This is a genomic window from Pseudomonas sp. NFPP28 (genome assembly GCF_900115535.1).
GTDB classification, from domain to species: domain Bacteria; phylum Pseudomonadota; class Gammaproteobacteria; order Pseudomonadales; family Pseudomonadaceae; genus Aquipseudomonas; species Aquipseudomonas extremorientalis.
On sequence record NZ_FOWT01000001.1, the window covers coordinates 826,802 to 845,800 of the forward strand.

Genomic DNA, 18,999 nt, shown 5'->3' on the forward strand with positions numbered 1-18,999 from the left:
TTCTACCTCAGTTTCAGGGTGGCAAGGCCGATCAGCACCAGGATCACCGTGATGATCCAGAAGCGGACGATCACGCGTGGCTCGGGCCAGCCCTTGAGTTCAAAGTGGTGGTGAATCGGCGCCATGCGGAACACACGACGCCCGGTCAATTTGAAGGACGCCACCTGGATGACCACCGACAGGGTTTCCATCACGAACACACCGCCCATGATGAACAGCACGATTTCCTGGCGCACGATCACCGCGATGGTGCCGAGGGCCGCGCCCAGCGCCAGGGCGCCGACGTCGCCCATGAACACTTGCGCCGGGTAGGTGTTGAACCACAGGAAGCCCAGGCCGGCACCGATCAGCGCGCCGCAGAACACAATCAGTTCACCCGCGCCCGGTACATAAGGAATCAGCAGGTATTCAGCGAATTTCACGTTACCCGACAGGTAGCAGAAGATGCCGAGCGCGCCGCCCACCATCACCGTCGGCATGATCGCCAGGCCGTCGAGGCCGTCGGTGAGGTTCACTGCGTTGCTGGAGCCGACAATCACGAAGTAGGTCAGCACCACGAAGCCGATACCCAAGGGAACGCTGGCGTCCTTGAGCATCGGGATGATCAGGGTCGTCTCCACCGCGCTTGGCGCAGTGGTGTAGAGGAAGATCGCCGCAGCGAGGCCAAACACCGACTGCCAGAAATACTTCCAGCGGCTTGGCAGCCCCTTGGAGTTTTTCTCGATCACCTTGCGGTAGTCGTCCACCCAACCGATGGCGCCGAACAACAGGGTCACCAAGAGCACCACCCACACATAGCGGTTGTGCAGGTCAGCCCACAGCAAGGTGCTGATGCCGATGGACGACAGGATCAGCGCACCGCCCATGGTCGGGGTGCCGGACTTGGACAGGTGCGACTGCGGGCCGTCATTACGAACCGATTGACCAATTTGCAGGTTCTGCAGGGTGCGGATCATCCACGGCCCCAGGAACAGCGACAAACACAACGCGGTCAGCACACCCAGGATCCCGCGCAGGGTCAGGTACTGGAAGACCGCGAAGCCTTTGTGGAACTGTTGCAGATACTCAGCCAGCAGCAGCAGCATTAATGTTTCTCCGTACTTGAGCCACACAAGGCCGCGACGACGTTTTCCATCACCGCGCTGCGCGATCCCTTGATCAAAATGGTTGTGTGTTTGTCGTGTTCAGCCGCCGCCAGCGCCTGGATCAGCTCGGCCTGGGTCGCGAAATGCAGCGCGCCGGGGCCGAACGCGTTGACAGCGTGAGCCATGTTCGGGCCGACGGCGTACAGCGCGTCGACTTTGCCGGTCGCGTAGGCACCGACTTCACGGTGGGACTGTTCGGCCCAGTCGCCCAGCTCGGCGATGTCGCCCAGCACCAGTACCTTGCGGCCATCGAAGCCTTTAAGCAGGTCGATGGCGGCGCAGACCGAGGACTGGTTGGCGTTGTAAGTGTCATCGATCACGCGCATGCCATTGGTTGCCAGCTGCGCCACGGTACGGCCCTTGACCGGCTGCACCGCGCCAAGCCCGGTGGCGATACCGAACAGCGACACGCCCAGGGCGTAGGCGGCAGCGGCCGCGGCCAGGGCATTGGCGACGTTATGGTTGCCCAGCAGGTTCAACTGCACGTGCTCATTGCCTTGCGGGGTGTGCAAGGTAAAAGACGGGCAGCCACGGGCATCAACGGTGATGTTGGATGCGTGGAAATCAGCCGCAGCATTGAGCACGGCAAACGTCAGGACCTTGCGACCGGCGGCGCGTACACGCCAGGTCTCGAAGGCCTTGTCATCGAGATTCAAGACAGCGGTGCCGGATGCATCGAGGCCTTCGAGGATTTCACCCTTGGCTTCGACGATCTTTTCCGGGCCGCCGAACTCACCGACGTGGGCGGTTCCGGCATTGTTGATGATCGCCACGTGGGGCTTGGTCAGCGCCACGGTGTAGGCGATTTCGCCGATGCGCGATGCGCCCAGCTCGATCACCGCCGCCGTATGTTCAGGGGCCAGTTCGAGCAGGGTCAACGGTGCGCCGAAATCATTGTTCAGGTTGCCACGGGTGGCAAGCACCGGGCCGCGCGTGCGCAGTACCCCGGCAAGCAACTCCTTGACCGTGGTCTTGCCGCTGGATCCCGTGATGGCCGCAACGGGGTTGGTGAACCCGGCACGGTTCAACGCACCCAATTGACCAAGGGCCAGACGGGTGTCGGCGACCAGCAGTTGCGGCAGTGTGGAATCCGCGACTTCGCGCTGCACCAAGGCACCCACGGCGCCTTTGGCGGCAACTTCATTCAGGTAGTCGTGACCATCGAAACGCGGGCCCGCCAGGGCGACAAACAGTTGCCCCGGCTTGATGTTGCGGCTGTCGATACTCACGCCGTCGAAGCGGCAATCGCTCGACAGCATACGGGCCGACAAGGCCTGGACCAGTTCGCTGAATGTCATCGGTTTAAGCATGGGCAACCTCCCAGGCGGTCAAGGCGTGATCGGCCTCGACCAGATCGGAGAAGGCATGGCGCTCGCCGTTGATTTCCTGATAGTCCTCGTGACCTTTACCGGCCAGCACCACCACGTCGTCAGCACTGGCGCCGGCGATCAATTGGGCAATGGCTGCGCCGCGACCGGCGACGAACGTAGCCTTGGACACGTCTTTGAAGCCGACGCGGATGTCGTCGAAAATCTGGCTCGGGTCTTCACTGCGTGGGTTGTCGTCGGTGACGAGCACGCCATCGGCCAGGCGCTCGACAATCTCGGCCATTAACGGGCGCTTGCCGCGATCACGATCACCGCCGCAACCAAACAGGCACAACAACTTGCCCTTGGCGTGGGGACGCAGGGCCACCAGGACTTTTTCCAGGGCATCCGGCGTGTGGGCGTAATCGACCACCACCAACGGCTGTTTGCCGCCACCCAGGCGCTGCATGCGACCGACCGGGCCTTCCAGCTTCGGCAGCACACGCAGGATTTCGTCGAGGGCGTAATCCAGGCCGAGCAATGCGCCGACGGCCGCCAGGGTGTTGCTCAGGTTGAAACGACCGAGCAAGGTGCTGCGCAAATGATGTTCGCCCTGGGGCGTCACCAGCGTCGCGCGCACGCCTTCGTCATTGAATTGCGCGTCGCGGCAGTACAGGTACGCGCTGGAATCTTCCAGGCTGTAGCTGATCAGGCGCGACTCACGCTCTTCGGCGGCCAGTTGGCGACCGAACTCGTCGTCCAGGTTCACCACGCGGCACTTCAAGTCGTTCCAGGCGAACAGCTTGGCCTTCTCGGCCGCGTAGGCTTCCATGGTGCCGTGGTAGTCGAGGTGATCGCGGGACAGGTTGGTCATCACCGCCACATCAAACGCCAGGGCAGCAACCCGACCCTGGTGCAAACCGTGGGACGACACTTCCATGGCAACCGCCTTGGCGCCGGCCTTTTTCAGGTCGGCCAGGGTCGCTTGCACGGCAATCGGGTTCGGCGTGGTGTGCAGGCCGCTTTGCAGCGCGCCGTAGAAACCAGTGCCCAGGGTGCCGACGATGCCGCAGTGTTGCCCCAGCAGGTCAAGGGCCTGGGCAATCAATTGGGTCACGCTGGTCTTGCCGTTGGTGCCGGTAACGCCAACCAGGTTGAGATGTCGACTTGGCTCGCCATAGAAACGCCCGGCGATGTCCGAGAGCTGTTTGGCCAGCCCCTTGACCGGAATCAGCGGAACATCGGTGATCGGCAACACGGTTGCGCCTTCCACTTCGTAGGCCACGGCAGCCGCGCCACGTTGCAGGGCGTCCGCAATATGTGCACGGCCATCGAACTTGCCACCCGGCACCGCCAGGAACAGGTCACCGGCGCGCACATTGCGACTGTCCAGGCTCAATTCACGGATCAGAAGATCGCGGCCGGCGTGGGCAAAAATCTTGTTCAGGCTAAGAGACATCAGCCGCGCCCTCCATTGGCTTTTACAGCAGCGGCCGGTGGACCGGCGTTCGCTTGTTGGGTCGGCGGCAGGTTGTCCGGCGTGATGTTCATCAGGCGCAGGGTGCCGGACATCACTTTGCTGAACACCGGCGCCGAGACCAGGCCACCGAAGTAACCGGCTTTGCTCGGCTCATCGATCACCACCACGATGGCGTAGCGTGGATCGCTCATCGGGCCGAAACCGGCGAACAACGAACGGTACGAATTTTCCGCGTAGCCCTTGGTACCCACCGACGTTTTACGCGCAGTACCCGACTTGCCGGCTACGTGATACGCCGGCACCTGGGCACGGAATACGCCGCGTGGCGCTTCGATCACTTGTTGCAGCATGCCTTGCATGGTCTTGGCGACGTTTTCCGGTATCACCTGGGTGGCTTTCGGCGCTTCGTCGACATGGATCAGGCTCAGCGGAACCATGCGCCCATTATTTGCCAATACAGAGAAAGCATGGGCCAGTTGGATCGCCGTCACCGACAAGCCGTAGCCGTAGGAAAGCGTGGCGGTCTCGGCCTTTTTCCAGTCGCGGTAGTTCGGCAGGTTGCCGACGCGCTCACCGGGGAAATCCAGGCCGGTGGGCTGGCCCAGACCGATCTTCTGCGCCAGGTGATAAATGGTCTCGCCGCCGATATCGAAGGCGACCTTGCTCATGCCTACGTTACTGGAGTTGATCAGGATACCTGTCAGATCCAGCACCGGGCCTTCGGTACGGGACACGTCACGAATGGTGTACTTGCCCAGCTGCAACGTACCCGGATACACCTCGACCTTGTCGCTGGGTTTCCAGCGTCCGGTTTCGAGGGCGGCACTCATGGAGATGGCTTTCATGGTCGAGCCCGGCTCGAACACGTCGATCATCGCTCGGTTGCGCATCATCGCCGGCTGCAGGTTGCGACGGTTGTTGGGGTTGTAGGTCGGCTGGTTGACCATGGCGAGGATCTCGCCGGTCTTGACGTCCATGATCACCAGGCTGCCGGCCTTGGCGCCGTTCTCGATGATCGCGTTACGCAACTCGCGGTTGGCCAGGTATTGCAGGCGCAGGTCAATCGACAACGCCAAGGGCTTACCGGCCTTGGCGTTTTTGGTGACTTGGACATCCTTGATCAGTCTGCCGCGCCGATCCTTGATGACTTGTCGTTTGCCGGGAACCCCGGCGAGCCATTCATCGTAGGCGAGTTCCACACCCTCACGGCCGTGGTCGTCGATGTCGGTAAAGCCGACCATATGCGCGGTGGTTTCACCGGCCGGGTAGAAACGACGGAACTCCTCGATGCCGTAGACACCGGGGACTTTAAGGTCGAGCACCTGCTGGCCTTGTTCGGGGGTTAGGCCGCGGACCAGGTAGATGAATTCTTTATTGGCCTGGGCTTCCAGGCGTTCAGCCAAGGCTTTCGGGTCTTGCCCCAGCGCGGCGGCAAGCGCCGGCCAGCGATCCTTGGCGACCTGCAACTCCTTGGCGTTGGCCCACAGGGTGGTGACCGGCGTACTGACGGCCAGCGGTTCGCCGTTACGGTCGGTGATCAGGCCGCGGTGTGCCGGAATCGGGATGTGACGCAGGCTACGGGCATCGCCCTGGCCGATCAGGAAGTCACGGTCGACCACTTGCAGGTCGATGATCCGCCAGGCGATCGCACCCACCATCAATGCCAGCAAGCCGAGCATCAGGCGGAAGCGCCATGGGTAGAGTGCGCCTTCGAGTTTCATCATGGCGCCACCATGCGGACTTCGGCCGCGCCCGGGATGTGCATTTTCAGTTGTTCAGTCGCCAGCACTTCAATGCGGCTATGGGCTGTCCAGGTGCTTTGCTCCAGGATCAACCGGCCCCATTCCGCCTGGGCTTTGTCGCGCACACTCAATTCCCCGTACAGGGTATTGAGCAACTGGCGGTTGTAGTGGGCGCTGTAGGACACCGCAATCGCGGAAATCAGCACGCCGACAAACAGCAGCAACATAAAGAAGCTGCCGCCCGGGAGGGGCTTGGCGAAAAGCTTGCTCACCGCAACTTCTCCGCGACACGCATGACAGCGCTACGGGAACGTGGGTTGGCCTTGAGCTCAGCTTCGGACGCGAACTGCGCCTTGCCATGGATTTTGATTTTCGGCACAAAGGCTTCGAAACGTACCGGCAGGTTGCGCGGCAGGTTGTCGGACTCACCCTTGACCAGGCGACGCATGAACAACTTGACGATGCGGTCTTCCAGAGAGTGGAAGCTGATCACCACCAGGCGACCGCCCACTTCCAGCGCCTCGAGAGCAGCCTCGAGGCCGGCCTCCAGGTCGCCCAACTCGTTGTTGACGTGAATACGCAGGCCCTGGAACGCACGGGTCGCCGGGTTCTTGCCCTTTTCCCACGCTGGGTTGGCGACTTTCAGTACTTCGGCCAGGTCGGCAGTGCGCTCGAACGGCTGGATTTCACGACGCTCGACCACGGCGCGGGCCATGCGGCCAGCGAAGCGCTCCTCACCGTATTCCTTGAACACACGGGCGATTTCTTCCACTGGCGCGGTGGCGATGAACTGCGCAGCGCTGACGCCACGGGTCGGGTCCATGCGCATGTCGAGCGGACCGTCGTTCATGAAGCTGAAGCCGCGCTCCGGGTCGTCGAGCTGCGGCGAGGACACGCCCAGGTCGAGCAAAACCCCGGCTACCTTGCCCGCCATGCCGCGCTCGGCCACTTCGGCACCCAGCTCGGCAAAGCTGCGCTGCACAACGACAAAGCGGCCGTCTTCGGCCGCTAGCGCTTGCCCGGTGGCAATCGCTTGGGGGTCCTTGTCGAACCCGAGGAGTTTGCCGTCGGGCCCGAGCTGGCTGAGGATCAACCGGCTATGCCCGCCCCTGCCGAACGTGCCGTCCAGATAGCAGCCATCCGCGCGTACGGCGAGAGCCTCAACGGCTTCGTCAAGCAGTACGGTGATGTGGTTAAAGCCGCTATCAATAGTCACAGGATCAAATCACGCAGTTCATCAGGCATGGCGCCCGGTTGTTGAATAGCAGCCAGGTCAGCTGCAGAAACAGCATCCCAGGCATCTTCGTCCCACAATTGGAACTTGTTCAGTTGGCCGACCAGCATTGCGCGCTTGTCGAGCCTGGCGTACTCACGCAAGCGCGGCGGCACCAGGAAACGACCGCTGCCATCGAGCTCGAGGTCGACGGCGTTACCAATCAGCAAACGCTGCAGGCGGCGGTTCTCTTCACGCAATGAAGGCAGGGCGCGCAATTTGGTTTCAATCAACTCCCACTCATCGAGCGGGTAAACACACAAACAAGGGTCAACGGCATCGATAGTGATGATCAACTGCCCGGAACTTCGCGAAATGAGCTCGTCACGATACCGGCTCGGCATGGCGAGACGGCCTTTTGCATCGAGACTGATAGCGTTAGCTCCGCGAAACACAGATGCGTTTCTCCAAATTTTAGCGTTTTACGTTCAAAAAACCCACTTTGTGCCACTTTCCGCCACTTGCGCACACTATAGGAATGCGCCCACCACACCGTCAAGGCGCGGATTCAAGGAAAAGCCTTACAGAACGGAGATTTAGGAGCGTAAAGGGAGGAGAAAACAGAGTTCGAGGATGTTTTTGGCCCAACAAGCGCAAATAGCTCAAAGAGCTATAGGCTAAAGTTAAAGTAATTTATTAAGAGTAAGATTTTTTTGGTATTACGAAGACGCATCTGCCAATGATTCGGCAGGGAGGGATTCTTGCGTTACTACCGGGTTTCTGCTCGAGATTCGGACAGAAGGAAAAAGGTGGAGAGTCGATCTATAAGCCGGGTTCTGTCTTGAACAGTCATTCGTCTACGATGGCCATCACTGGACATCTTTAGCAACCTACCCGGTCCCAGCGCGGGCCACGCCTTGGGACCCTATTTGGTCTTGCTCCAAGTGGGGTTTACCTAGCCACGAACTGTTGCCAGTCGTGCGGTGCGCTCTTACCGCACCTTTTCACCCTTACCGGCACCGAAGTGCTTAGGCGGTTATTTTCTGTGGCACTTTCCGTAGGCTCACGCCTCCCAGGCATTACCTGGCACTTCGCCCTATGGAGCCCGGACTTTCCTCCCCCCCCTAATTTTCATAGAGGGCAGCGACTGTCCAATCGACTCTCCGCCGCGCAGGTTAACGGCACGACGGACTTAGGACAAGTAATAAAAGTTCAGAATTGCCATCACGTTCAGACGGAATACCCCTTTAACCCTGGAACTATTCGCCTTTTTGTTTATCCAGCGCCGCTTGATACAAGAGGTTCTTGCGCACCCCGGTGATTTCCGCCGCCAGGGCGGCCGCACGCTTGAGAGGCATCTCCTTGAGCAGCAGGTCGAGGATGCGCATGGCCTCGCTGCCCACCGCATCTTCGTCCTCAGGCGCGGTCCAGCCTGCGACCAGCACCACACACTCGCCGCGCTGCTGATTGCTGTCACCTTCGACAAACGCACGCAACTCTTCCAGCGGCAGACCCTTGAGGGTTTCGAAGGTCTTGGTCAGCTCACGGGCCAGCAGTGCCAGGCGCGCACCGCCAAATACCAGCTCCATGTCCTGCAGGCATTCGAGGATGCGATGGGGGGCTTCATAGAAGATCAAGGTGCGCGGCTCTTCCTTTAACGCTTGCAGCCGCGCACGTCGCCCAACGGCCTTGGCCGGCAGGAAACCCTCGAAAATAAAACGGTCGGACGGCAGACCCGCCGCCGACAATGCCGCAATCAGCGCGCACGCTCCCGGAACAGGCACTACATTGATACCAGCGGCCCGCGCCTGGCGCACCAGATGGTAGCCAGGGTCGGAGATCAGGGGTGTACCCGCGTCGGAGATCAGCGCCACATCGTCGCCGGCCAGCAGCCGCACGATAAAGCGGCTGCCTTCTTCGCGCTCGTTGTGTTCGTGGCACGCGGCTAATGGCGTGCTGATACCAAAATGCTGCATCAAACGCTGGGAGTGCCGTGTGTCCTCCGCCGCGATCAATTTAACCTCGCGCAACATTTTCAGTGCCCGCGCACTGATGTCGTCCAGGTTGCCAATGGGCGTCGCCACGACAAAAAGCGAGCCTGCAGTGGAATTCAAAGGACCTGGAGCAGTCAAAACGCACACCTCGATGGTTGGCAAAAGCGACATTGTAGCGCGTAGGCGCCTTGAAAATATGCCATCACCGCCGATGCCTTTTCAGCCGTTTAACGCCAGTTGCAACATTTGCACGACCTAATTCGACGGTTTCACGCCAGTAACATCGCGCCTGGGCCAGTGCTTGGGTACAATTCCACGCTAATTTGATCGGTATCAGGAACACTTACATGATCGCTTGCCTGCGGCTGCTCTCCGCCCTCTGCCTCGCTGCCTTATTGGCCGCGTGCGCCAGCTCGCCCTCGTCCAGCCTTGGCGACCTTCCACGGACCCCGGACGCCAGTATCGAGCAACTGCTCGAACAGGCCACTACCGCCAAGACGCCAGAAAAGGCTGCGTTGCTGCGCCTGAGTGCGGCAGACATGGCCTACAAGCAGAACAACCCTGGGCGTTCGTCGCAGATTCTTGCGCAAGTGCCCCTGGATGTCCTCAAGCCCGCCGCGCAAGTATTTGCCAGCACCCTGGCTGCCGAACTGGCCATGACGCGCAACCAGCCCAAGGCGGCGCTGACTGCCTTGAGCCACCCGAGCCTGCAAAACCTGAAGGACCTGCCGCCCGAACAGCAGATCCGCACCGCCAGCGTACACGCCCGCGCTTATGAAGCCGACGGCCAGACCCTGGCTGCCGCCCGGGAACGTGTCGCCATGGCCCCACTGCTCACGGGTGATGCCGCCAACAACAACCACGAAGCCATCTGGACCTTGATTGCCGCCGTGCCGGCCGAACAGCTGCAAGCCAGCGGCAATCCGGTGCTGGATGGTTGGATCACCCTGGCCCAGTCGGTCAAGGGCGCCGGTACGCTGGAGCAGCAACAGGCGGCCATCGACACCTGGCGCGCACAGAATCCGGGCCACCCGGCTGCCGTGCAATTGCCAACGCCGCTGACCAAGCTCAAGGAACTGGCCAGCCAGCCTCTGAACAAGATCGCCTTGCTGCTGCCACAGGACGGCCCGCTGGCCTCCGTCGGCAAAGCGCTGCGTGAAGGTTTCATGGCGGCGCACTACCAGGCCGAACAAGCGGGGCAGAAGCCGCCGGTCATCGAATTCTATGACAGCTCACGCCTGACCTCCCTCGACGACTTCTACGCCAAGGCCCAGGCCGCCGGTGTGCAATTGGTGGTCGGCCCGCTGGAGAAGCCTTTGGTCAAACAGCTCAGTGCCCGCCCGCAATTGCCGATCACCACCCTGGCGTTGAACTACAGCGAGACTGATCGCAGCCCGGCGCAACTGTTCCAGTTCGGCCTGGCCGCTGAAGACGAAGCCCGCGAAGTGTCGCGCCGCGCCCGTGCCGACGGCCTGCATCGCGCGGCTGCCATGGTTCCGCGTGGCGAATGGGGTGAGCGTGTCTACAAAGCCTTCCGCCAGGACTGGGAAGCCAATGGCGGCCAGGTCATGGGGGTTGAGTATGTCGATCAGCCCGTCGCCCTCGCCCAGCAAATTGCCGATCTGTTCCAGCTGCGCAAAAGCGAAGGCCGCGCCAAGAGCCTGCAAAGCACCGTCGGCACTGATGTCGCTGCGCAGCCGTCGCGTCGCCAGGACATCGAGTTCATCTTCCTGGCCGTGACACCGCAACTGGCCCAGCAGATCAAGCCGACCCTGAACTTCCAATATGCCGGCGACGTGCCGGTATACGCCACGTCCCACGTGTTCAGCGCCAGCGGCGACAAGAACCAGTACCTGGACATGACCAACGTGATGTTTTGCGAAACGCCCTGGTTGCTCAACACTACCGACCCACTGCGCAACCAGGTAGCCGCACAATGGCCACAAGCCAATGGCAGCCTCGGCCGCCTGTACGCGATGGGCGTCGACGCCTACCGCCTGGCGCCGCGCCTGGGGCAACTCAAGGCGCTGCCAGACACCCGTGTCGACGGCCTGTCGGGCAACCTGGGTATCAGCGCCAACCAGCGCGTTGATCGCCAGATGCCTTGGGCCAAGTTTGTCGGTGGCGAGATCCAGCGCCTGCCGGACACTCCGCGCTGATGCCCGAGCGGTCCACTGCACAAAGCGGCAAGGACGCCGAACTGCAAGCCCTGGAGTATTTGCAACAACAAGGTCTGCGCCTGCTGGCGCAGAACTGGTTATGTAAACGCGGTGAGCTTGATCTGGTCATGCTTGACGGCGATACAGTAGTATTCGTCGAAGTCCGCTACAGAAAACACGCACAATGGGGTGGCGCGCTCGCCAGTATCGACGGGCGCAAGCGTCAGAAGCTGATACTCGCCGCGCAGTTTTTCCTGCAAAAAGAGCATCGCTGGGCCGACGCCCCCTGCCGTTTCGATGTGGTTGCCATAGAAAGCACACCGTCTGGTCAGGCTGATCTGAACTGGCTCAAGAATGCCTTCGACAGCTGATTCGCCGGACATCTTCACCACACACTTTTGCTCTTTGCTTTGCGGGCTGCACATTCCTGTGCCAAACAGCCGCGCTACTTAAGGTCACACAGATGGACATGCAATCCCGAATTCGCCAGCTTTTCCAGGCCAGTATCGACACCAAGCAACAGGCGATGGACGTACTTGCACCGCACATCGAGCAAGCCAGTCAGGTCATGGTCAACGCCTTGCTCAACGAGGGCAAAATGCTTTCGTGCGGCAACGGCGGTTCGGCCGGCGATGCCCAGCATTTTTCGTCCGAGCTGCTCAACCGCTTCGAGCGTGAGCGCCCAAGCCTGCCAGCCATTGCCTTGACCACCGACTCGTCGACGATCACCTCGATTGCCAACGACTACAGCTACAACGAAATCTTCTCCAAGCAGATTCGCGCCCTGGGTCAACCGGGAGACGTGTTGCTGGCGATTTCCACCAGCGGCAACTCGGCGAATATTATTCAAGCGATCCAGGCCGCACATGATCGCGAAATGATTGTCGTAGCATTGACCGGGCGCGATGGCGGCGGCATGGCCTCACTGCTGTTGCCTGAAGACGTGGAAATTCGTGTCCCGGCCAATGTCACCGCACGTATCCAGGAAGTCCACCTGCTGGCGATCCATTGCCTGTGCGATCTGATCGACAGCCAACTGTTTGGGAGTGAAGAATGACCGTTAACCGCCTCAGCCTTTTGGCCATCACCCTGTGCCTCGCTATCAGCGGCTGCAGCACGGCCATCACCGCGACTCGTGACACCCCTATTCAGGATGACAAGGGCACCCGCACTTTCGGCAGCAAGATCGATGACTCGCTGATCGAAACCAAGGTCGAGGTCAACGTCGCCAAGGCCGCGCCAGATTTGGGCAATGGCGCTTCGCGCATCGTCGTGACCAGCTTCAACGGCGTCGTACTGCTCGCTGGCCAGACGCCACGCGCCGACCTCAAGGCCCAGGCCGAGCAAGCCGCCGCTGCCGTGCAGCGCGTGAAGAAAGTGCATAACGAATTGCAGGTGATGGACCCGATCACCCTGCTGGCCATCAGCAACGACGCCCTGCTGACCACCAAGATCAAGGCGCAGATGCTCACCGATAACGCGATCCCTGGTTCGCGCATCAAGGTCGTGACCGACAACGGTATCGTCTACCTGATGGGCCTGCTGACCCAGGCCGAAGCCACTCGCGCAGCCAACCTGGTGCAAGGTGTGTCCGGCGTGCAGAAAATCGTGAAGGTGTTCGAATACATCGATTGATGTAATCACGCAGCCACAAAAAAGGGCGCCTTTCACAGGCGCCCTTTTTATTAGCGAATGTTTACTGGTACTGCGAGTACGGGTTGCCCTGGAACTGGTTGTTCTGTTGTGGCGCCTGTTGCTGAGCACCTGGCTGGCCATACTGCTGGCCCGGGATCGGACCGAGGTTGACTTCCACACGACGGTTCTGGGCGCGGCCGTTGACGTCGGCGTTGCTGGCAATCGGGTTATCCGGGCCGGCACCGCGTGCGCTCAGGTTGGCACCGTTGACGCCCTGGGACGTCAGGTAGTTGGCTACGCTCTGCGCACGACGCTGGGACAGGTCCATGTTCAACTGACGGCTGCCCGTACTGTCGGTATAACCGACGATCTGGATCGTGTTCTGGTTGAACTGCTTGAGCGAGTTGGCCAGGTTGTTCAACGGCTGGTAGAAGCTGCTGGAGATCGCGTCCGAGTTGGTGGCGAAGGTGATGTTGCCCGGCATGATCAGCTTGATCTGGTCGCCCTGGCGCTGAACTTCAACCCCAGTATTAGCCATGCTCTCGCGCAGTTTCTTTTCCTGCTGATCGGCGTAGTAGCCATAACCTGCTGCGCCGGCACCTGCCACCACGGCACCGATCAGCGCGCCCTTGCCACGGTTGTTATGGTCGATGGCCGCACCCGCCAGTGCACCGGCCAGGGCACCCAAGCCGCCGTACTTGGCGGTCTTGCTCATACCGCCGGATTCATTACTCGCCTGTCCCTGGCTGCTGCCGTCATAAGGATTAGGTGATGCGCAGCCAGACAACAGGGCTACGGCGGTAGCAACAACAAGCAGACGACGCGAAGTGAACATGAAGGAAGCTCCTACTTTTGCATTCTATGGTGCAAAGGACATTGGCAATGGACCTGTGCCGAGTTTGGAACACGACAAACGGCAAAAATTCCGTCGCTACAGCAACCGTAGCAGACGCACGCTGAACACAACCTGAGTTTTTGCTGCAACGCTTGCCTCTGACAGAACAGCCCTACCCGGCAATTAATCTGTCACGCCCGTACAAAAGGGTTCTCACGCATTTCATCACCCAGTCGAGTATCCGGGCCGTGCCCGGTCACCACGGTCGCCCCCTCATCCAGCGTGTATAGCCGCTGCTTGATCGAACGCACGATGGTCGCCTGGTCGCCGCCCCACAAATCCGTACGCCCGATACCACGTCGGAACAGGGTGTCGCCAGCAATCAGCAGCTTGGCATCGGCAAACCAGAAGCTCATCGAGCCCGGCGTATGCCCCGGGGTGTGCAATGCCACGCCACACCCGCAGGCCAACTCTTCATCATGTTCCAGCCAGCGGTCTGGCGAAGGCACCGGGGTGTAGGGCACGCGAAACATCTGGCATTGCATTTCCAGATTGTCCCAAAGGAATTGATCCTCTTTGTGCAAGTGCAAGGTGGCACCGGTCTTCTCCTTCAACTGGCCGGACGCCAGGAAGTGATCCAGATGGGCATGGGTATGGATGATACTGACCACCTTGAGGCCCAGGGCATCGAGCCGCGCCAGGATCAGCTCATGGTTGCCGCCCGGGTCGACCACGATGGCCTTTTTGCTGATGGGGTCGCCGATGATGGTGCAGTTGCACTGCAAGGGGCCTACGGGGAAGGTTTCGCGAATCAGCGTGGGAGCCGTGAGCGTCATGGGTGAGCCTCTGAATCGTGATCAATGCAATTAAACTATAGTTCCGAGCCCTGTATCTCCAGAATAATTGCACTTTACAAAGAAATAGAAGTGCTATTATTTTTGCACTTCGCACCAAAAAGTGCAGGAATAATAGCATGGCAAAAAAAGTCGCCCCATTGCTACCCACTACCGAGCACCTGCTTTCGGATTTCGGCGAGCGGATCAAACTTGCGCGCCTGCGCCGAAAAATCACTGCCAAGCAAGCAGCTGAGCGCGCCGGCATGTCCCAGATGACACTTCGAGCCTTGGAGCGGGGCTCTTCAGGAAGCACGATGGGTGCTTACCTGGCGATATTGCAGGTGCTGGGCCTCGAAAAAGACCTAAACGCCGTTGCAGCGGACGATGAACTGGGTCGACATCTGCAGGATTCAACACTGCTAACGGGCAAGGCATCAGCGTCGCGCAGGAATAAGCCGATGGAGTCAGAGAAAGTTACAAGAAACAAAGCCATCGCCCGCAAGAAGCCACTACCGTCAAAGCCTACGCCCCCTCCCGACAAGGGCACGATCAGCAGCGACGCACTGGCCGCACTGATCCCACCACGGCAAAGGACAGACACGTAATGACCATGATTGGGGTTTATGCCGACTGGGAAGGTATCGACGGCCCCCGGCGCCTTGGTTGGCTGCACGCAAGAAAAACCCGGGTGACCGAAAAGTTCGAGTACGAAAGCGACCCTCTGGCATTGCAAGACCGGGCGCTGAACGCCGTTCGGATCGACCCGGGCATCGGCCCCTATGCAGGCGCTCAGTTCCCTGTTGAGGGGCGAAACATGTTTGGTGTCTTCAGCGACTCCTGCCCGGATCGCTGGGGGCGATTGCTGATGAAACGACGCCTGGAACGCGACATCCGCGACGGACTATACGACGCGAATACTCGGCTCGGCGAGTCGGACTATCTGCTTGGCGTACACGATCTCTTTCGCGCCGGCGCCCTACGCTACCGGCTGAACGATACCGGCAGTTTTCTCGATGATCAGGACACCATTGCCGCGCCGCCTTTTGTCGAGCTGCATACGCTGGAAAGAGCCAGTCGCGAGCTGGAAAACGACCCGGATAATCGGGCCCCAGAAGGCCGGCAATGGCTACGCATGTTGATTGCACCCGGCGGCTCCCTGGGCGGTGCACGCCCGAAAGCCAGCGTCGCCGACCACGACAACCATCTATGGATCGCCAAATTTCCCTCGACCCGCGACACCTACGATGTGGGCGGCTGGGAGCTGGTCGTCAACGCCCTGGCCAAGGCCTGTGGCCTGAAGGTCGCCTCGGCGATCGGCAAGCGCTATGCCAGCGAGTTTCATTGCTTCATGGTCAAACGTTTCGACCGGACGGCTGCAGGCGGCCGTCTGCACTTTGCATCCGCCATGACGCTCACTGGCCGAGTCGATGGTGACGACGCCAGCTCGGGCGCTAGCTACCTGGAGCTGGCTGAAGTGCTGATGCGCAGCGGCTCGAATACCGACCAGGATCTGCAAGAGCTGTGGACGCGCATCGTGTTCAATATCCTGGTTTCAAACACCGACGACCACTTGCGTAATCATGGCTTTATCCTGGAGCCAGGCAACGGATGGCGCCTTTCGGATGCGTATGACTTGAATCCCACGCCACTGGGAGATGGCCTGAAACTCAATATTACCGAATACGACAATGCGCTGGATCTGGAACTGGCGAGAGAAGTCGCCGGTTTCTTCCGTGTGAACCTCGGGAAGGCGGATGAAATCATCGCTGACTGCATCAACTCAGTCAGCCATTGGAGGACCGTGGCTCAGGCGGTTGGTCTTTCACTGCGAGAACAAGACTACATGGCTGCGGCTTTCGCAAAAGCCCAGGCCTAGCCGATCAACCTCAGCTCCTGCGCCCGTGCCACCGCCTGAGTGCGCCGCTCAACGCCCAGCTTGCTATTGATGTGGCTGGCGTGGGTCTTGACCGTGTGCAGGGAGATAAACAGCCGATTACTGATCTCCTGGTTGGAACAGCCCTGAGCGATCAGTTGCAGCACCGCCAGCTCGCGTGCGCTCAGGGCTTCATGGGTCGACACTGTCTCCACCACCGAGGCGACGGGCAACAGCGCCAGCAGGCTCTCGTTCAAGAGGCCATGGGGATCTCTGGCGAGTTGCTCGCGCATCCAGTCCGGGTGGTTTTCCAGCAGACGCTGGAAGGGTTGCAACGCGCCACCGGCCCCCGCCTCCAGCGCCTGTGCCAGCAGCGGACGCGCCTTGGCCTCCTGGCCGCTGTCCAACAGTAAATGCGCCTGCTGGGTCAGCGCCATGAGGGCGATCATCTGGCGCCCGCTGTTATGCGCCTGCTGCGCCAGTTCATCAAGGCGTTGCAGCGCCGCAGCGGGCTGGTGGCGCGTGGCGTCCAACGCAGCCTGTTGCAACCCGATATGCTGGGGCAGGTGCGGATGGAATTCTGGCGCGGCGGCGGCGTGTTCACCGTTGTAGGTCTGCCCCAGGCGGGTCAGCCAGGCGTCGGCCAAGTCGGTGCGGCCCTGGGCCAACCACAGCTCGCACTTGATCAGGGTAATCATCGCCAGGTAGTAGATCGGTGGCACGTCCCAGATATGCATCAGGCGCTCCGCCTCGGCAAGCTCGGCGAACGCCGTGGCGAATTGACCCCGACGCCCTTCGAAACTGGCGATCACGCAATGACCGATCAACACGCTGATATCGCGGCAAGCCCGGGCTTCGGCGAGACCGGCGCGCAAGCGAGCGAGACCGGCTTCAGGCTGGAGGCGCACCAACAGCAAAAAACCTTCGTAGAGCGACAACCGCGCACGCACCGCGTACAAGCGCTGCGGCGCCAGGCCATGCAGGCGCTGCAAGCCCTGGCGCACTTCATCCAGGGAACGCAGGATTTCGCCGCGCGCCTGCAACACCCGCGCACGGTCGTAATGGGCCAGGGCCTCGAACAACGGGTTGCCGACCCGCTGCGCCAGTTCCAGGGATTCGCGATTCAAACCACGGGCGCGCCATAGGTCGGCATCGACGATGGCCAGGTTGGAGAGCGTCGACAGGCACATCAGGCGCTGGCCGTAACGCCGTTGCGGGAGGCTTTCCAACGCTTCGCTGCAATAGCGTTGGGTCAACTCACGATCCCCCCTGCCTCGGGCGATGATCCCGCTGAGCGCCAGCCACTGGGCCAGCATCGACTTTTGCGCGGTGGCCGACGGTGCCGGCAGGAAGCGACTGAGGTAACTGGACAATTCTTCCGCCGCGTCCAACTGGCAAGCCAGGCCCAACGCCCAGCTGTACAGCACGATCAAACGCGGCGTGCTGATCAGCAGACTGTCGGGCAGGTCCATTTTCCAGCGCAGCAACATGCCCACGTTTTGCTCGGCCAGCAGTTGTTCTTCGGACAGGTTCTGTACCAGGTTGGCCGCCACATCCAGGTGGCCGGCGCGCAACGCCTGTTCCACCGCCTCATCGATCAAGCCCTGGGCGTTGAACCAGCGGCACGCACGCAGGTGCAGGCTCGCGGCCGGCAGTACATGGCTGCTGGCGCGCCGCGTGCGCAGCAGGTCGGAAAACAGATGGTGATAACGGTACCAGTGGCCCTGCTCGTCCAGCGGCACCAGAAAGACTTGGTGGGCTTGCAGGTAACGCAGGATTTCGGCGCTGTCGTGGGCCTCACGCACAGCATCACAGAGTTCGCTGCAAAAACGATCCTGCGGGGCTGTATCGTACAAAAACGCCTGTACTTCGGCCGGCAGACAGTCGATCACTTCTTCAAGCAGATAGTCGCGGATCAGCCCTTCCCCGCCATTCAGGCTTTGCGGCAAGGTGCCGTCGCTACCGGCCTCGGAGGCGGCCAGCAACCAGAAGCGCAGGCCGGCGACCCAGCCTTCGCTGCGGCGGATCAGGTTGTCGAGGGCTTCGCCGCGCAGGGAGTTGCTGTGGCGATCCAGCACCGCCAGGGATTCGTCGTGCGTCAGGCGCAGGTCCTGTTCATTCAGTTCCAGCAGGTGGCGCGATAGACGCAGCCGCGCCAGATGCCAGTCCGGACGTTGGCGACTGGTCACCATCACCACCAGACCATCGGGCAGATGATTGAGGAAAAACTGCAGGCAGCGGTCAAGCACCGGCCCCTGGGCCAGGTGATAGTCATCCAGTACCAGCAACAGCGGCGCACGGGTGGACAGGTGCACGGCCAGCTCGTCGAGCAGGCCGTCCAGCCATTCTTCAAAGGCAAAGGGTTGATGACGCTGGCGCATTTTCAGCAAGCCCAGGGACTGGGCGCCGAGTTGCGGGAAGAATTGCTGCAAACCATCGAGCAGGCGCTCGAGGAAACGACCGGGGTCGTTGTCCCGCGGACTCAGGCCCAACCACAGGCTTTGCCAATGGGCCGGCAGGCTCTGGCAGAACTCCACCGCCAACGAACTCTTGCCGAACCCGGCCGGCGCGCTGACCAGCAACAGGCGCCCGTCCAGCCCGGCGCTCAGGCGTTCGCACAAGCGCGGTCGCAGCACGTAGCCGTCAGGCAGGGGTGGCCTGTAGAAGCGCCCTTCCAGGGTCGGGATTACCGCACTGGCAGGCCCTTGGATTCGGGACAGATCAGTCATCGCCGGGCTCTTGTAGAAGGCTGTGGTCGGCATTGCAGATGTCCGCAGACT

The 18,999-nt window shown here is 61.0% G+C and carries 17 protein-coding genes and 1 other RNA gene; 6 read left to right on the forward strand and 12 right to left on the reverse strand.

The genetic code is table 11. The annotated features are described in order from the left end of the window. Window positions 1–2: 2 nt before the first annotated feature. The 9 genes from mraY to rsmI form a co-directional block, all read right to left on the reverse strand. Complete coding sequence (gene mraY, locus BM110_RS03875; RefSeq protein WP_093512452.1) at window positions 3–1,085, reverse strand: phospho-N-acetylmuramoyl-pentapeptide-transferase; 1,083 nt, start codon at window positions 1,083–1,085, stop codon at window positions 3–5. Next, entirely contained in the window at window positions 1,085–2,455 is a 1,371-nt protein-coding gene (murF, locus tag BM110_RS03880; protein ID WP_093512455.1) for a UDP-N-acetylmuramoyl-tripeptide--D-alanyl-D-alanine ligase, read from the reverse strand. Before murF ends, mraY begins: the two co-directional genes overlap by 1 nt. Beyond that, a complete protein-coding gene (locus BM110_RS03885; protein WP_071491181.1) occupies window positions 2,448–3,911 on the reverse strand; it encodes a UDP-N-acetylmuramoyl-L-alanyl-D-glutamate--2,6-diaminopimelate ligase in 1,464 nt (487 codons plus the stop codon). The genes murF and BM110_RS03885 overlap by 8 nt, the downstream gene beginning before the upstream one ends. Beyond that, window positions 3,911–5,653 (reverse strand): peptidoglycan D,D-transpeptidase FtsI family protein, encoded by a 1,743-nt coding sequence (locus tag BM110_RS03890; protein ID WP_165447909.1) that lies wholly within the window; start codon window positions 5,651–5,653, stop codon window positions 3,911–3,913. Before BM110_RS03890 ends, BM110_RS03885 begins: the two co-directional genes overlap by 1 nt. Beyond that, on the reverse strand, window positions 5,653–5,946 hold the full coding sequence (gene ftsL / locus BM110_RS03895) for a cell division protein FtsL (protein ID WP_010213047.1): 294 nt from the start codon (window positions 5,944–5,946) through the stop codon (window positions 5,653–5,655). Before ftsL ends, BM110_RS03890 begins: the two co-directional genes overlap by 1 nt. Beyond that, a complete protein-coding gene (gene rsmH, locus BM110_RS03900) occupies window positions 5,943–6,890 on the reverse strand; it encodes a 16S rRNA (cytosine(1402)-N(4))-methyltransferase RsmH (protein WP_010213048.1) in 948 nt (315 codons plus the stop codon). Before rsmH ends, ftsL begins: the two co-directional genes overlap by 4 nt. Next, a complete protein-coding gene (gene mraZ / locus BM110_RS03905) occupies window positions 6,887–7,342 on the reverse strand; it encodes a division/cell wall cluster transcriptional repressor MraZ (RefSeq protein ID WP_004371993.1) in 456 nt (151 codons plus the stop codon). Before mraZ ends, rsmH begins: the two co-directional genes overlap by 4 nt. A 354-nt stretch (window positions 7,343–7,696) precedes the next feature. After that, window positions 7,697–8,050: RNase P RNA component class A (gene rnpB, locus BM110_RS03910), an RNA gene on the reverse strand. Window positions 8,051–8,146: 96 nt separating this feature from the next. Then, window positions 8,147–9,052 (reverse strand): 16S rRNA (cytidine(1402)-2'-O)-methyltransferase, encoded by a 906-nt coding sequence (gene rsmI / locus BM110_RS03915; RefSeq protein WP_170856025.1) that lies wholly within the window; start codon window positions 9,050–9,052, stop codon window positions 8,147–8,149. Window positions 9,053–9,228: 176 nt separating this feature from the next. On the opposite strand from rsmI, the gene BM110_RS03920 reads away from it, so the two are divergent. The 4 genes from BM110_RS03920 (at window position 9,229) to BM110_RS03935 (ending at window position 12,675) form a co-directional block, all read left to right on the forward strand. Further along, complete coding sequence (locus BM110_RS03920) at window positions 9,229–11,040, forward strand: penicillin-binding protein activator (protein ID WP_093512457.1); 1,812 nt, start codon at window positions 9,229–9,231, stop codon at window positions 11,038–11,040. Then, window positions 11,040–11,411: a YraN family protein gene (locus tag BM110_RS03925; RefSeq protein WP_093119777.1), complete on the forward strand. Its 372-nt coding sequence runs from the start codon at window positions 11,040–11,042 to the stop codon at window positions 11,409–11,411. The genes BM110_RS03920 and BM110_RS03925 overlap by 1 nt, the downstream gene beginning before the upstream one ends. A 92-nt stretch (window positions 11,412–11,503) precedes the next feature. Next, window positions 11,504–12,097 (forward strand): phosphoheptose isomerase, encoded by a 594-nt coding sequence (locus tag BM110_RS03930; protein ID WP_007904374.1) that lies wholly within the window; start codon window positions 11,504–11,506, stop codon window positions 12,095–12,097. Continuing rightward, window positions 12,094–12,675, forward strand: a complete 582-nt coding sequence (locus BM110_RS03935; protein ID WP_012722284.1) for a BON domain-containing protein — start codon at window positions 12,094–12,096, stop codon at window positions 12,673–12,675. The genes BM110_RS03930 and BM110_RS03935 overlap by 4 nt, the downstream gene beginning before the upstream one ends. A 61-nt stretch (window positions 12,676–12,736) precedes the next feature. Here the strand turns inward: BM110_RS03935 and BM110_RS03940 are convergent, their stop codons facing one another. Then, a complete protein-coding gene (locus tag BM110_RS03940) occupies window positions 12,737–13,510 on the reverse strand; it encodes a YiaD family glycine zipper/OmpA-like lipoprotein (RefSeq protein ID WP_058422961.1) in 774 nt (257 codons plus the stop codon). Between the two features lie 191 nt (window positions 13,511–13,701). After that, entirely contained in the window at window positions 13,702–14,346 is a 645-nt protein-coding gene (locus BM110_RS03945) for an MBL fold metallo-hydrolase (RefSeq protein ID WP_071491178.1), read from the reverse strand. A gap of 137 nt (window positions 14,347–14,483) precedes the next feature. Between BM110_RS03945 and BM110_RS03950 the strand changes: the two genes are divergently transcribed. Then, complete coding sequence (locus tag BM110_RS03950; protein ID WP_093512459.1) at window positions 14,484–14,951, forward strand: helix-turn-helix domain-containing protein; 468 nt, start codon at window positions 14,484–14,486, stop codon at window positions 14,949–14,951. Further along, complete coding sequence (locus BM110_RS03955) at window positions 14,951–16,222, forward strand: type II toxin-antitoxin system HipA family toxin (RefSeq protein ID WP_093512461.1); 1,272 nt, start codon at window positions 14,951–14,953, stop codon at window positions 16,220–16,222. Before BM110_RS03950 ends, BM110_RS03955 begins: the two co-directional genes overlap by 1 nt. On the opposite strand, the gene BM110_RS03960 is transcribed toward BM110_RS03955, so the two are convergent. Continuing rightward, entirely contained in the window at window positions 16,219–18,948 is a 2,730-nt protein-coding gene (locus BM110_RS03960; RefSeq protein WP_093512463.1) for a winged helix-turn-helix domain-containing protein, read from the reverse strand. The genes BM110_RS03955 and BM110_RS03960 overlap by 4 nt on opposite strands. Window positions 18,949–18,999: the final 51 nt, after the last annotated feature.